Genomic DNA, 14728 nt, shown 5'->3' with positions numbered 1-14728 from the left:
CTGGTGACAACACTAGACTCAGCTGCGAACTGATCACTCCGATTGCGATGGAGGAAGGTCTGCGCTTTGCTATCCGCGAAGGCGGCCGCACCGTAGGCGCTGGAGTTGTTACCAAGATTTTGAAGTAGCAGGAAACAAGATATTATTGACAGCCTAGCTAAAATATGATAAATTCTAAAGGTATTTTGAGAATTTGGAGGTGGCGGCTGTGCGAGTTGGCATAACCCTTGAGTGCACTCAATGCAGAAACAGAAACTATCGGAGCAATAAGAACAGAAGAAACGACCCAGATCGCATTGAGTTAAAGAAATACTGTAAGACCTGTAAGACTCATACGATTCACAGAGAAACCCGGTAATTGGGCTATATAAAGGATGTGACGCACTTTGTCAGCTGTAACAGGAAAAGCCAAGCCAAGTTTTTGGCTTCGGATAACCAAATATTTCCGTGAAGTTAGATCGGAGTTGCGCAAGGTAGCATGGCCAAACCGTAAAGAAGTAATCAATAATACCGGAATCGTACTCTTGGTTGTATTAATCGTGGCTGTTTTTATCGGAGCAGTAGACTTTCTGATATCCAATTTACTGAGTTTATTAAGCCGGATAGGGGGGTGAAGGGCCTTCTTAGGTCCCTTCAATTATGAGTGAGAATTTGACAGCGGATAAACAGTGGTATGTGATTCATACCTATTCAGGCTATGAGAATAAGGTGAAGACTAACCTGGAAAAGCGCATTGAGTCAATGGGCATGGAAGATAAGATCTTCCGAATTGTGGTGCCCATGGAAGAAGTTGTCGACTATAAAGACGGTAAAAAGAAAGTGACTCAAAAGAAGATTTTCCCTGGTTATGTCTTAGTGGAAATGGTTGTTACCGATGACTCCTGGTATGTGGTGCGGAATACTCCCGGAGTAACCGGGTTTGTCGGTTCCGGAGTTAAACCGGTACCCTTAACCCAGGATGAAGTTAACTCAATTCTGCGGAGCATGGGCTTAGACGATCCCCGTCCGCGGGCTAGGTTTGAAGTAGGCGAGTCGGTTAAAGTCGTTTCCGGTCCGTTTGTCAATTTCTCTGGCGAAGTAGAAGATGTAAACTTGGATAAAGGAAAGGTTACCGTTAGAGTCTCAATGTTTGGGCGTGAAACTCCTGTCGAGCTAGACTTCGATCAGATCACCAAACTTTAGGGAATTGTTTTTCAGTGGGAGGACCTTGTGTCCGCCATTACCACATTAAATAAGGGGGTGCATGCGCCATGGCTAAGAAGATCAGTGCAATTGTCAAACTACAAGTCCCTGCAGGTAAAGCTACTCCAGCTCCTCCCGTAGGTCCAGCACTTGGTCAGCATGGTATTGCAATTATGGAGTTTTGTAAGGCATTCAATGAAAGGACTGCGCAGCAGGCAGGCATGATTATTCCTGTTGTGATTACTGTCTATGAAGATCGGTCCTTTACATTCATTACCAAGACTCCACCAGCAGCTGTCTTGCTGAAAAAAGCAATGAACCTGGAAAAAGCTTCCGGTGAACCAAACCGTGAAAAGGTCGGCACCATTAAAAGAGCTAAGGTTCGGGAAATTGCTGAGCTGAAGATGGCTGATTTGAACGCTGCAGACCTTGATGCCGCTACGCGGATGATTGAGGGTACAGCGCGCAGCATGGGAATAATTGTAGAAGATTAATTACAGCAATATTGTGGGAGGAATAATCCGCTTGTACCACAAAGGAGGATAAGTATATGGCTAAGCGAGGTAAACGCTACCAAGAGGCAGCCAAGTTAGTAGACAGAAGCAATCTTTATTCAGTTGATGAGGCATTGGAACTGGTAAAGAAAGCTGCAACTGCTAAGTTCAATGAAACCGTTGAAGTCGCTCTGAAGCTCGGTGTTGATCCGCGTCATGCCGATCAGCAGGTTAGGGGTACTGTAGTACTGCCCCACGGTACCGGCAGCGATGTCCGAGTTCTGGTGTTTGCTAAAGGCGAGAAAGCCAAAGAGGCAGAAGACGCCGGTGCTGATTACGTAGGAGCAGAGGAGTTAGCTGAAAAGATTCAAGGCGGCTGGCTCGATTTCGATGTGGCAATTGCAACTCCTGATATGATGGGTGTTGTAGGTAGACTGGGTCGGATTTTAGGTCCACGTGGGTTAATGCCAAATCCAAAGACCGGCACTGTTACTTTTGAAGTTGCTACTGCCGTAGAAGAATCAAAGGCAGGTAAAGTTGAATTTAGAGTCAACAGAGAGGCCGGCATGCATGTGCCGATTGGAAAAGCTTCCTTTGAAGTAGCTCAGTTGAGAGACAATTTCTACGCTCTGCTCGGTGCGATTGTCAAGTCAAAACCAGCAGCAGCTAAAGGAACTTACCTGAGAAAAGTTTCTGTCTCTTCAACAATGGGTCCGGGTGTCCGGGTTAACCCTCAAGATATTCTCGCTAACGTGAGATAAATTATTGTTGACTATTGGACATTGAGATGTTAATATATACAAGCTAAGAGCTTTAACCAAAGACAGTTGGTGCCGAAGGGCTTAAGAAGCGTTGTCTTGCCAACCGAGGTTAAGAAGCGGGTTAATCAGGTGTTACTATATGCCTGTTATGTTTGCCTGTTCTGGATCTCCGACTGTCTTTGGAGGTCCTTTTTTGTTGCATAATTCCGTGGGAGGTGAAAAGGTGGCAAGACCAGATAAAGTTGCAGCAGTTGCAGAAATTAAAGATAAACTGAGTAGAGCACAAAGTGTTGTTCTTGCTGACTATCGCGGCCTCAATGTAGCTCAAGCTACTGAGTTGAGAAAACAGCTGAGAGAAGCAGGTATTGAGTACAAGGTTGTCAAAAATACTTTGACAATTATCGCTGCCAGAGAGTGCGGCTTAGATGGCTTAGCTTCTCTGCTGACCGGACCAACAGCAATTGCTTTTGGTTATGATGATCCAGTGGCTCCGGCAAAAATCTTAAGTGAGTTTGCTAAAGCCAACAAGGATCTTGAGCTTAAGGGCGGTGTTTTAGATGGCCAAGTTATGAATGTCGAAGACGTTAAAGCGCTTGCCGATCTGCCGTCCAGAGAAGAGCTGCTCGCACAAGTACTGCGCGGTATGCAGGCACCTATTGCTGGCTTCGTCAACGTACTGCAGGGTACAATCCGCAATTTTGTTTATGCATTGGACGCTGTGCGTAAGCAGAAAGAGGAAGCCGGTGCATAATAGAATCTAATTTTAATCTTTTAATATTTTAAGGGGGAAAACATAAATGACCAGAGAAGAAATCTTACAAGCGATAGAGAACATGACAGTTTTGGAGTTAGCTGAATTAGTAAAAGAAATGGAAGAAAAATTTGGCGTGTCCGCTGCTGCTCCTGTGGCAATGGCTATGCCGGCAGCTGGCGGCGCTGCTGAAGCTGCTGAAGAACAAACTGAGTTTGACGTTATTCTTGAATCCGCAGGCCAGAAGAAAATTGGCGTTATTAAAGTAGTTCGCGAAATTACTGGCTTAGGTCTGAAAGAAGCTAAAGAATTAGTTGACAGCGCTCCGAAAGCTGTTAAAGAGGGCGTCAGCAAAGAAGAAGCTGAAGATATCAAGGCTAAACTTGAAGAAGCTGGCGCAAGCGTAAACCTGAAGTAAGGGCGAAAAAAGATAAAAACGTCTTCTTAACACAGATTAAGAAGACGTTTTTTAATTAAATTAAATCCAAGCATGCCATATTCTGCTTGACAAGCGACAAGCATCATGGTATCATAACTTAGTGTTAATCGTATAATGGGGCTATTATTCCTATCTATATATTTAATACAACATACTTCCACCATATTCCTGCTTTTAAAGCGAATTTTTTGGAGGAAAAAAATGAATAAATCTCAGATGAATACTAAACACTATATTAGTATCTTAACTGGATAGGCAAGCGAGGGTTTTACCCTTGCTTTTCATCATGCATAGCAGCAAACCAAAAGGAGAGGTGAAGGCCATTGGCAGTAGCCGTTCATCAGGGCAAGAGGCAGCGTGTTAGCTTTGGTAAGATCAAAGAAGTCATGGAAATGCCTAATTTGATCGAAATTCAAAGGAAATCATTTGATTGGTTTCTCAACGAAGGCCTGCTCGAAATGTTTCAAGACATATCACCGATCCAGGATTTTACTGGAAACTTAGTACTTGAGTTTATCGATTATACTTTAGGTGAACCGAAATGGGATGTTGATGAAAGCAAAGAGCGGGATGTTACCTATGCTGCACCATTAAAAGTTAGAGTACGCTTAATTAATAAAGAAACCGGGGAAGTAAAGGAACAGGAAGTTTTCATGGGAGACTTCCCTTTAATGACCGAAAACGGAACTTTTATTATCAATGGCGCAGAACGGGTAGTAGTAAGCCAGTTAGTGCGTTCGCCGGGTACTTACTTTAATTTTACAGTGGATACATCAGGTAAGCCCTTATATACTGCTAATATTATTCCCAACCGCGGTGCTTGGCTGGAGTTTGAGATGGATGCCAACAATGTGGTTACGGTGCGTGTAGATCGGACCCGCAAAATTCCGGTTACCGTGCTGATCAGGGCTTTAGGTGTGGCAACAAACCATAAGATTCTCGACCTTTACTACGGAGCCGAAGCTATTAAGGCAACGCTGGAACGGGATAACACCGAGTCAGAAGCAGAGGCTTTGATTGAGATTTATAAGCGACTGCGTCCGGGTGAACCGCCGACAGAGGAGAGTGCCCGCAGTCTGTTCGAGACTCTATTCTATGAGCCGAGGCGCTATGATTTAGGCGGGGTGGGACGCTATAAAATCAACAAAAAGTTGAGATTGACTGAGCGGTTGATCAACCGCATATCAGCCGAACACGTCGTTCATCCCGAAACCGGGGAGATCCTTGTTGAAGCTGACCAGAGAATTGACCGCAAAGCAGCAGAAGCAATTCATGAAGCTGGTATTCCCGGTGTTCTCATCAAGACCAAAGAAGGCGACGAACTGAAAATACTCAGCAACGGACAGCCGGATGAGGATGCCAAAACTATTGTCAAAGATGACATTCTCGCGGTGATTAATTATCTGATTAACTTGCCTTACGGGATTGGTATCACCGACGATATCGACCACTTAGGCAATCGCCGTCTCAAATCAGTCGGTGAGCTTCTCCAGAACCAATTTAGAATTGGTCTCAGCCGGATGGAACGGGTGGTACGGGAGCGGATGACCATTCAAGACGTGGACATTATTACTCCCCAAGCTTTGATTAATATTCGACCGGTTGTGGCTGCAATCAAAGAATTCTTTGGTTCCAGTCAGCTGTCCCAGTTTATGGATCAGACTAACCCGCTGGCAGAGTTGACTCATAAAAGAAGATTAAGTGCACTTGGACCGGGCGGCTTGTCCCGTGAGCGTGCCGGCTTTGAGGTAAGGGACGTACACCATTCCCACTACGGCAGAATGTGTCCGATTGAGACTCCTGAAGGTCCAAACATCGGCTTGATCGGATCGCTGTGTACTTATGCCCGCATCAATGACTACGGCTTTATTGAAACTCCCTACCGCCGGGTTGAAGACGGCAGGGTTTTAGATGAGATTGTTTATTTAACTGCCGACGAAGAAGATAACTACATCATTGCTCAAGCCAATGAGCCTACTGATGATGAAGGCAGTTTCTTAAATGACCGGGTTACAGTCCGCGATCGGGAAGAGATTAAGATTGTTCCCGCAGAGAACGTAGACTTTGTGGACGTTTCACCGAAACAAATTGTCAGTATTGCTACTGCTTTAATTCCTTTCTTAGAGAATGATGACGCAGCTCGAGCCCTCATGGGTGCCAACATGCAGCGTCAGGCAGTTCCGCTGCTTCGTTCCTCCGCTCCTTTAGTGGGAACCGGAATGGAGTACAAGGCAGCGATTGACTCCGGAGCCTGCATACTCAGTAAGAGTTCCGGAGTGGTTGAGTATGTTTCCTCAGAGCGGATCAGCATACGCCGCGATGACGGCGGACTTGACAGCTACAAGCTGCACAAGTTTGAGCGTTCTAACCAGGGAACCTGCATCAATCAAAAGCCAATTGTACAGTTAGGCGAAAGGATCGAGGTCGGGCAGGTCTTGGCCGATGGACCGTCTACTGACCAAGGTGAATTAGCCCTGGGCAAAAACGTAATGGTAGCATTTATGCCCTGGGAAGGATATAATTTTGAAGACGCAATTCTCTTAAGCGAAGAGTTAGTGAAAGAAGACGTGTTTACTTCGATTCACATCGAAGAGTATGAAGCTCAGGCCCGGGATACCAAACTTGGTCCGGAAGAGATCACTCGCGATATCCCCAATGTCGGTGAAGACAGCCTTAAAGATTTAGATGAATGGGGAATTATCCGGATTGGTGCTGAGGTCAAAGCTGGCGATATTCTGGTTGGTAAGGTGACACCAAAAGGTGAGACCGAGCTGACAGCGGAAGAGCGCCTGCTGCGGGCTATTTTTGGTGAAAAAGCCCGGGAAGTACGGGACACATCGCTGCGCGTTCCCCATGGTGAAGGTGGAGTTGTGGTCGATGTCAAAGTGTTTTCCCGGGAGAATGGCGACGAGCTCGCTCCCGGTGTCAATCGCCTGGTAAGGGTTTATGTCGCTCAAAAACGGAAGATTTCAATCGGGGACAAGATGGCGGGACGCCACGGGAACAAGGGTGTAATTTCCCGCATTCTGCCCCGCGAAGATATGCCATTCTTACCGGATGGAACACCGGTGCAGATTGTCCTCAATCCACTTGGTGTACCATCGCGGATGAATATTGGTCAGGTTTTAGAGACTCACTTAGGTTTAGCCGCGAAGTATCTTGGTATTCATGTAGCAACACCTGTTTTCGACGGTGCTACTGAAATAGAAGTTATGGATACCATGGAGAAAGCGGGCATGGCTAGGAACGGTAAGACCATCCTTTATGATGGCCGTACCGGAGAACCATTCGACAACCCTGTTACTGTGGGTGTAATTTACATGATTAAGCTGGCCCACTTGGTTGACGATAAGATTCACGCTCGTTCCACCGGACCTTACTCCTTAGTAACTCAGCAGCCGCTTGGCGGTAAAGCCCAGTTCGGCGGTCAGCGCTTCGGTGAAATGGAAGTATGGGCTCTGGAGGCTTATGGAGCAGCTTATACACTGCAGGAAATGCTGACAGTTAAATCAGACGACGTCGTCGGCAGGGTGAAAACCTATGAATCCATCGTCAAAGGCGAAAACATCCCGGAACCGGGTGTGCCTGAATCCTTCAAGGTCTTAATCAAAGAGCTGCAGAGCTTAGGTCTTGACGTGAGGGTGCTCAGCGAAGAAGAGGAAGAAATCGAAATCAAGGAAGAGGAAGAAGACATCAGCGAAATGGCGAAAGAGCTCGGGTTAGGAGTTCTTGCTGAAGAACCAGCGCCGCGTTCAAGAAAAACGGCAGCAGCCGATGACAGCGATGATGAAGATCAAGACGCTGATGAAGAGCAGCTGGATGTGAGCCCCCTTGATGAGGATGATTTAGATCCGGACAGCGATGTGGATTTAGATGATCTTGATGGTGATTTAGATCTGGACACAGACTTGGATCTTGATGACCTTGATGGTTTTGATGACGATGATACTGACTTATAGTGTGTAAGGTGGTTGCAGGACAAAAAGGAGGGACAGCCCTTGCTGGATGTCAACAATTTTGATCGAATTCGCATTGGCTTAGCATCGCCTGAAAAAATCCGCGCCTGGTCAAGCGGTGAGGTAAAGAAACCGGAAACAATCAACTACCGCACCTTAAAACCAGAGCGGGAAGGCCTGTTTTGTGAAAAGATTTTTGGCCCTACACGGGATTGGGAATGTCACTGCGGTAAATATAAACGCGTCAGATATAAAGGCATTGTTTGTGACCGCTGCGGCGTTGAAGTTACTCGCGCTAAAGTCCGCAGAGAGAGAATGGGCCACATTGAACTAGCGGCTCCCGTGTCTCATATCTGGTTCTTTAAAGGAATTCCCAGCCGCATGGGTTTGATTTTAGACATGTCTCCCCGGACTTTGGAAAGGGTTTTATACTTCGCTTCATATGTTGTCCTTGATCCTGGCGAGACACCCTTAGCGAAGAAACAGCTGCTCAGCGATACTGAGTACCGGGAGTACCGGGAAAAGTACGGCAATCGCTTTACAGCGGGAATGGGTGCTGAAGCAGTCAAACGCCTGCTTGAAGACATCGATCTGGAGAAGCTGAGCGATGAGCTGCGAGCTGAGATTCGTGATTCAACTGGACAGCGCCGGGTCAGAGCAGTTCGGCGTCTGGAAGTTGTGGAGGCATTCCGCAATTCCGGAAACCGTCCGGAGTGGATGATTCTAGATGTGATTCCGGTAATTCCACCTGAGCTGCGCCCGATGGTGCAGCTTGACGGAGGCCGGTTCGCTACTTCCGATTTAAATGACTTATATAGAAGGGTGATCAACCGTAATAACCGCTTAAAGCGCCTGCTGGAATTAGGCGCTCCGGATATCATTGTCCGCAATGAAAAGCGGATGCTGCAGGAAGCAGTTGATGCCCTAATCGATAACGGCCGCCGCGGCAGACCGGTTACCGGTCCCGGCAATCGCGCCTTGAAATCCTTAAGCGATATGCTGAAAGGCAAACAAGGCCGATTCCGCCAGAACCTGCTTGGCAAGAGAGTTGACTACTCCGGCCGCTCCGTAATTGTCATTGGTCCGACCCTCAAGATGCATCAGTGCGGTCTGCCGAAGGAAATGGCTCTGGAACTGTTTAAGCCATTTGTAATGAAAGAACTGGTAGAGCGGGGTTTGGCACACAATATCAAAAGCGCCAAGCGGATGGTTGAGCGGGCCAGACCTGAAGTGTGGGACGTAGTTGAAGATGTTATTAAGGAACACCCCGTACTTCTCAACCGGGCACCGACCCTCCACAGATTGGGAATCCAGGCGTTTGAGCCGGTCTTGGTTGAAGGTAGAGCCATTCAAATTCACCCGCTGGTATGTACAGCCTATAACGCTGACTTTGACGGTGACCAAATGGCAGTCCACGTGCCGCTGTCGGCAGAAGCTCAGGCAGAAGCCAGACTCTTGATGATGTCTACTAATAACATCCTGGTGCCGTCAAGCGGACGCCCGATCGTGACTCCGACTCAGGATATGGTTATTGGCATTTACTACTTAACCTTGGAACGAGAAGGTGCTCTAGGCGAAGGCCGCTACTTCGGTTCATTTGAAGAAGCTTATCTGGCTTACTACAATAAGAGCATTGATCTGCACGCCCGCATCACTGTGCGGTACAAAGATGAGCGGATCACCACAACACTGGGCAGGATGATTTTCAACTCGGTTCTGCCTGAGGATATGGAATATTACAATGTAGAATTAGATAAGTCCAAAATGGGCAAACTGGTTGAGGAATTATATAATACGGTTGGTTTAGAGGAGTGCGCTGAGATTCTGGATAAAATCAAGGACCTCGGATTCCACTACAGCACTCGCTCCGGAACTACTGTTTCAGTAGCAGACATTGTGGTACCGGAAGCTAAACACGACTTAGTAGCGCAGGCTGAGCAGGAAGTAGATACAATTGAGATCCAGCACCGCCGCGGCTTATTGACAGCCGAGGAGCGCTACCAAAGAATCTGTGATATTTGGACCAGAACTAAGGAAGAAGTTACCGAGAAGATGCTGGAGAATTTCAGCAAGTTCAATCCGGTTTACATGATGGCTATTTCCGGTGCCCGCGGTAATACATCGCAGATCAGTCAGTTGGCAGGAATGCGGGGACTGGTTGCGGATCCAACCGGAAAAACCATTGAGATTCCGATTAAAGCTAACTTTAGGGAAGGCTTGACCGTTCTGGAATACTTTATCTCCAGCCACGGAACCAGAAAAGGTCTGGCAGATACAGCTCTCCGAACTGCAGACTCGGGTTATCTGACCCGCCGTCTGGTAGATGTGAGCCAAGATGTAATTGTGCGTGAGCACGACTGCGGCACAGAGGAAAGCATTTCCATCGGAGCAATTAAGGAAATCTCCGGTGAAATGGAAGATATTATTGAATCCTTAAGTGAGAGAATTGCTGGTCGAGTTGCCGCAGAGGATGTCTTCCATCCTGAAACCGGAGAGCAGCTGGCGGTTAAAAATGAGATGATTTCGGATCGCCAGGCCGCAGCCATCGAAGCGGCAGGTATCGAGAAAGTGAAAATCCGTTCTGTCCTCGGCTGCCGCAGCCGCTATGGCGTTTGTGTTAAGTGCTACGGCCGCAGCTTAGCCACCAACGACATGGTTGAAGTTGGTGAAGCTGTCGGTATTATTGCAGCCCAGTCCATTGGCGAACCGGGCACCCAGCTGACCATGAGAACTTTCCACACCGGTGGGGTTGCAGGAGATGACATTACTGCTGGTCTGCCTAGGGTTGAGGAGCTGTTTGAGGCCCGCAAGCCTAAAGGCCAGGCAGTCATCACTGAAATTGACGGCACCGTGGAAGTCGTTGAAAGCAAAGGCAGCCGTAAGATTGTGGTTACTAACGATGAGGAATCCAAGTCTTACACAATTCCCTACGGTACCCGCCTGCGCGTGAAAGACGGCTCCAAGGTTGAAGCCGGAGACAGACTGACTGAAGGGTCTGTCAATCCCCATGACATCCTGGCAGTTAAAGGTGTGGCAGCAGTTCAACAGTATTTGGTACAGGAAGTTCAAGAAGTTTATCGCTCACAGGCTGTATATATTAATGATAAACATATTGAAGTTATTGTCCGCCAGATGCTGCGGAAAATCAAAATTGAAGACAGCGGTGATACCAACATGCTCCCCGGCAGCTTAGTGGATGCATTTGATTTCGCTGAAGAGAATGCCAAAGCTGCTGCTGCAGACGGTGAGGCTGCTTCTGGTAAAGCATCACTGCTCGGTATTACTAAGGCATCGCTGGCTACTGAAAGCTTCCTGTCGGCAGCGTCGTTCCAAGAAACAACCCGCGTCCTTACAGACGCTTCGATCAAAGGCAAGACCGACAGACTCCTTGGCCTGAAAGAAAACGTGATTATCGGAAAGCTGATTCCTGCAGGAACCGGCATGTCCCGCTACAGCAATATTGAGATTCAGGTTGATGGTTCAGAGGATACCGATCCGGATGGAACTGATCCCAATGGAAGCAGTCAACCTGAGGTTGAACAAGAAGCTGATCAGGCAGCTGCTCAAACTGCAGAATTAAGCTCGAATTAATCGCGATCTTGTATTGACAAGGAAAACAACAGATGGTAAAATATCAAAGTGTGTTAACCCGCAGGATTTCGATCCTGCGGGATGTTTCAGTAAGGGCGAGGAGGAAAAGGGGAGACGGTAATGCCTGCTAAGCTCATGCAGTCCGACAGGCTTGTCGGAACCAAGCAAACATTGAAAGCATTAGAGACTGGCAGAGCCGAGGTTGTGTATATTGCTGAAGATGCGGAAGCCAATGTTACAAATCCTGTAGTACAGCGCTGCAGGACATTGGGGATAGAAATTGTGTACATCGATACAATGGCCGCATTAGGCCGCGCCTGTGGTATCGATGTTGGTGCTGCAGTAGCATGTGTTCTTAAGAAGTAAGTATTCAGGGAAGGGAGGTTATAAATTTGCCAACAATAAACCAGCTGATTAGAAAAGGCCGCAAGAAACAGAAGACCAAGAGCATCGCACCAGCTTTACGTTATACACAAAACTCACTCAGAGGCACTATTGAGTATGGTGTTAATTCACCTCAAAAACGAGGCGTTTGCACAAGAGTAGGAACAACCGCTCCAAAAAAACCGAACTCCGCGCTGCGTAAAATTGCTCGTGTGAGATTGACAAATGGTTTGGAAGTAACCTGCTATATTCCGGGTGAAGGTCACAATCTGCAGGAGCACAGTGTTGTCTTGATCCGCGGCGGCAGGGTAAAAGACTTGCCGGGTGTGCGCTATCATATTGTTCGCGGTACATTAGATGCTGCGGGTGTTGATGATAGACGTCAAAGTCGCTCAAAATACGGCGCTAAACGTCCGAAAGCGTAAGTTTAAGTTAGGTAATCACCAGAGTAAAGGGGTGAAAAGCGCAGATGCCTAGAAAAGGAGCTGCTCCAAAGAGAGATGTTTTGGCAGATCCGGTTTATAACAGCAAATTGGTTAGCAAATTCATCAACGCACTGATGATTGATGGCAAACGCGGTCTCGCAGAGTCCATCATGTATGGAGCGTTAGAAATGATGGCTGAAAAAACCGGAAGGGATGCTTTAGAAGTTTTGGATCAGGCAATGGAAAATGTTATGCCTGTATTAGAAGTAAAGCCACGCAGAGTCGGTGGTGCCACTTACCAGGTGCCGGTTGAGGTTCGTTCTGAACGCCGGGTTGCGTTGGCTATACGTTGGATAGTATCATATGCACGTGATCGTGGTGAGCACACCATGGTTGAGCGGTTGGCTGGAGAATTTTTAGATGCAGCCAACAATCAAGGTGCATCAGTTAAAAAGAAAGAAGATACGCATCGGATGGCAGAAGCAAACAAAGCCTTTGCCCATTACCGGTGGTAACTAGACTCGGCTAGGGGGAGAATTAAGTGGGAAGAGAGTTTAGTATAGAAAGAACACGCAACATTGGGATCATGGCACACATTGACGCAGGGAAAACTACTACCACTGAAAGAATCCTCTTTTACACCGGGAAGGTTCACAAGATTGGTGAAGTACACGATGGAGCTGCGACCATGGACTGGATGGTGCAGGAGCGGGAGCGCGGAATCACAATTACTTCCGCCGCGACAACCGCTTTTTGGCGCGATCATTGTATTAACGTAATCGATACGCCCGGGCATGTGGACTTCACTGTAGAAGTAGAACGTTCTTTGAGAGTTCTTGACGGCGCGGTTGCGGTATTCTGTTCTGTAGGTGGAGTTGAACCTCAATCAGAGACTGTATGGCGTCAGGCAGACAAATACAATGTTCCGCGGATTGCATATGTCAACAAGATGGATCGTGTAGGTGCCGATTTCCAAAGAGCAATTGATATGATGAAGGACAGATTAGGAGCTAATGCTGTTCCGATTCAGTGGCCTATTGGTGTAGAAGATTCATTCCGTGGAATGGTCGACCTGATAACCATGAAAGCACATATTTTTACTGACGATTTAGGAACTAAAGATGAGGAAGCAGATATTCCCGAAGAGTTGGTTGATGTTATTGCAGAAGCCAGGGAGCGAATGCTAGAAGCAGTTGCTGACATTGACGAAGATATAATGATGAAGTACCTCGAAGGTGAAGAGATTACAGTTGATGAACTGAAGAAAGCTATTCGCCGCGGAGTAATTGATGTAAAAATCACACCTGTATTATGCGGTTCATCGTTTAAGAACAAAGGTGTCCAGCTGCTGCTCGATGCGATTGTGGATTATCTGCCGTCACCTATGGATTTACCTCCGATTGCAGGTACTGAAGTTGGTTCGGGGGCAGAAGCCAGCCGCAATCTCGATGACAGCAGTCCGTTATCAGCCCTCGCTTTCAAGGTTATGAGTGACCCGTATGTAGGTAAACTGGTTTATGTACGGATTTACTCGGGAATTTTACAAGCAGGCAGCTATGTTTATAATGCTTCAAAAGGTAAGAAAGAGCGTGTCGGACGCATCCTGCGGATGCATGCCAATCACCGTGAAGAAGTAAAAGAGTGCTATTCAGGTGACATCGTAGCGATTGTAGGCTTAAGAGATACAGCCACAGGAGATACTTTATGTGCTGAAGATGCTCCGATCATCCTTGAGCAGTTAGAATTTCCTGAACCGGTTATCAATCAAGCAGTCGAACCGAAGACCAAAACAGACCAGGATAAACTGGGCACAGCACTACAGAAATTAGCAGAAGAAGACCCGACCTTCCGCGTTCATACTGATGAAGAAACCGGTCAAACCATTATCTCCGGTATGGGAGAACTGCACTTGGAAGTTATTGTTGACCGACTGCTGCGGGAGTTCAAAGTTGAAGCCAACATAGGTAAACCGCAGGTTGCTTATCGGGAAACAATCACCAAAGCAGTTACTACCGAAGGCAAGTTTGTCCGCCAAAGCGGTGGACGCGGTCAGTACGGACATGTGGTTCTGGAAATTGAGCCTCTGGAGCAGGGAGCAGGTTTCGAGTTTGTCAACAAGATTGTTGGTGGAGTCGTACCGAGAGAATATATTCCTGCCGTTGAGAGTGGTGTGAAAGAAGCTATGCTTGGTGGTGTACTCGCCGGCTATCCAGTGGTAGACGTTCGAGTAACAATTACTGACGGTTCATATCACGAAGTGGACTCGTCGGAAATGGCATTCAAGGTGGCAGGTTCAATTGGTTTCAAAGAAGGTGCGCGTAAAGCTAACCCTGTTCTGCTGGAACCAATCATGAAAGTTGAAGTTACTACACCTGAAGAATACCTTGGTGATGTAATGGGAGATCTCAATTCACGCCGTGGGCGGATTGAGAAAATGGAAGCGCGGGGCAATGCCCAAGTGGTGAGTTCCTTTGTGCCGCTGTCCGAGATGTTCGGATATGCAACAGATTTGCGAAGCGCTACCCAAGGTAGAGCTACTTACAGCATGAATTTCTCACATTACGAACCAGTACCAGCCAGTATTGGTGAAGAGTTAATGCATAGAAACCTTTAAAGATTAAGGAGGAGAACAATGGCTAAGCAAAAGTTTGAAAGAACCAAACCTCACGTTAACGTGGGAACCATCGGTCACGTTGACCACGGTAAAACTACTACCACAGCGGCAATTACTATGTATCTTGCCAG

General features: G+C 47.2%; 15 protein-coding genes and 1 other annotated feature. All 15 genes read left to right on the top strand.

Annotated features, from left to right (window positions below):
- Positions 1-128: elongation factor Tu (gene tuf / locus GX019_10005; GenBank protein ID HHT37493.1), on the top strand; the 128-nt coding region annotated here is incomplete at its 5' end.
- Positions 129-208: 80 nt separating this feature from the next.
- The gene (gene rpmG, locus GX019_10000; protein ID HHT37492.1) at positions 209-358 is read left to right on the top strand and encodes a 50S ribosomal protein L33; all 150 of its coding nucleotides are present in this window, start codon (positions 209-211) and stop codon (positions 356-358) included.
- Positions 359-386: 28 nt separating this feature from the next.
- Entirely contained in the window at positions 387-614 is a 228-nt protein-coding gene (secE, locus tag GX019_09995; protein ID HHT37491.1) for a preprotein translocase subunit SecE, read from the top strand.
- Between the two features lie 25 nt (positions 615-639).
- On the top strand, positions 640-1182 hold the full coding sequence (nusG, locus tag GX019_09990) for a transcription termination/antitermination protein NusG (GenBank protein HHT37490.1): 543 nt from the start codon (positions 640-642) through the stop codon (positions 1180-1182).
- 68 nt (positions 1183-1250) lie between these two features.
- Entirely contained in the window at positions 1251-1676 is a 426-nt protein-coding gene (gene rplK / locus GX019_09985; protein HHT37489.1) for a 50S ribosomal protein L11, read from the top strand.
- Positions 1677-1732: 56 nt separating this feature from the next.
- Complete coding sequence (gene rplA / locus GX019_09980; protein HHT37488.1) at positions 1733-2437, top strand: 50S ribosomal protein L1; 705 nt, start codon at positions 1733-1735, stop codon at positions 2435-2437.
- 38 nt (positions 2438-2475) lie between these two features.
- Positions 2476-2641: a sequence feature (ribosomal protein L10 leader region), on the top strand.
- On the top strand, positions 2586-3188 hold the full coding sequence (locus GX019_09975; GenBank protein ID HHT37487.1) for a 50S ribosomal protein L10: 603 nt from the start codon (positions 2586-2588) through the stop codon (positions 3186-3188). Its footprint overlaps the feature before it by 56 nt.
- A 46-nt stretch (positions 3189-3234) precedes the next feature.
- Entirely contained in the window at positions 3235-3606 is a 372-nt protein-coding gene (rplL, locus tag GX019_09970; GenBank protein ID HHT37486.1) for a 50S ribosomal protein L7/L12, read from the top strand.
- 407 nt (positions 3607-4013) lie between these two features.
- On the top strand, positions 4014-7586 hold the full coding sequence (gene rpoB / locus GX019_09965) for a DNA-directed RNA polymerase subunit beta (protein ID HHT37485.1): 3573 nt from the start codon (positions 4014-4016) through the stop codon (positions 7584-7586).
- Between the two features lie 39 nt (positions 7587-7625).
- Positions 7626-11174, top strand: a complete 3549-nt coding sequence (gene rpoC / locus GX019_09960) for a DNA-directed RNA polymerase subunit beta' (GenBank protein HHT37484.1) — start codon at positions 7626-7628, stop codon at positions 11172-11174.
- A gap of 120 nt (positions 11175-11294) precedes the next feature.
- The gene (locus GX019_09955; protein HHT37483.1) at positions 11295-11540 is read left to right on the top strand and encodes a 50S ribosomal protein L7ae-like protein; all 246 of its coding nucleotides are present in this window, start codon (positions 11295-11297) and stop codon (positions 11538-11540) included.
- A 26-nt stretch (positions 11541-11566) separates the two neighbouring features.
- Positions 11567-11983, top strand: coding sequence for a 30S ribosomal protein S12 (rpsL, locus tag GX019_09950; GenBank protein HHT37482.1), 417 nt, complete (start codon positions 11567-11569; stop codon positions 11981-11983).
- A gap of 44 nt (positions 11984-12027) precedes the next feature.
- Positions 12028-12498, top strand: a complete 471-nt coding sequence (gene rpsG / locus GX019_09945) for a 30S ribosomal protein S7 (protein ID HHT37481.1) — start codon at positions 12028-12030, stop codon at positions 12496-12498.
- Between the two features lie 26 nt (positions 12499-12524).
- Entirely contained in the window at positions 12525-14597 is a 2073-nt protein-coding gene (fusA, locus tag GX019_09940; GenBank protein HHT37480.1) for an elongation factor G, read from the top strand.
- An 18-nt stretch (positions 14598-14615) separates the two neighbouring features.
- Positions 14616-14728 (top strand): hypothetical protein (locus GX019_09935; GenBank protein ID HHT37479.1); only part of this gene is annotated, 113 nt, incomplete at its 3' end.

It is taken from the genome of Bacillota bacterium (assembly GCA_012837335.1).
Taxonomy (GTDB): Bacteria; Bacillota; Limnochordia; order Darwinibacteriales; family DTU012; genus DTU012.
Note: the sequence above shows the minus strand (reverse complement) of the source record. Positions and strands in the feature narration are given on the sequence as shown.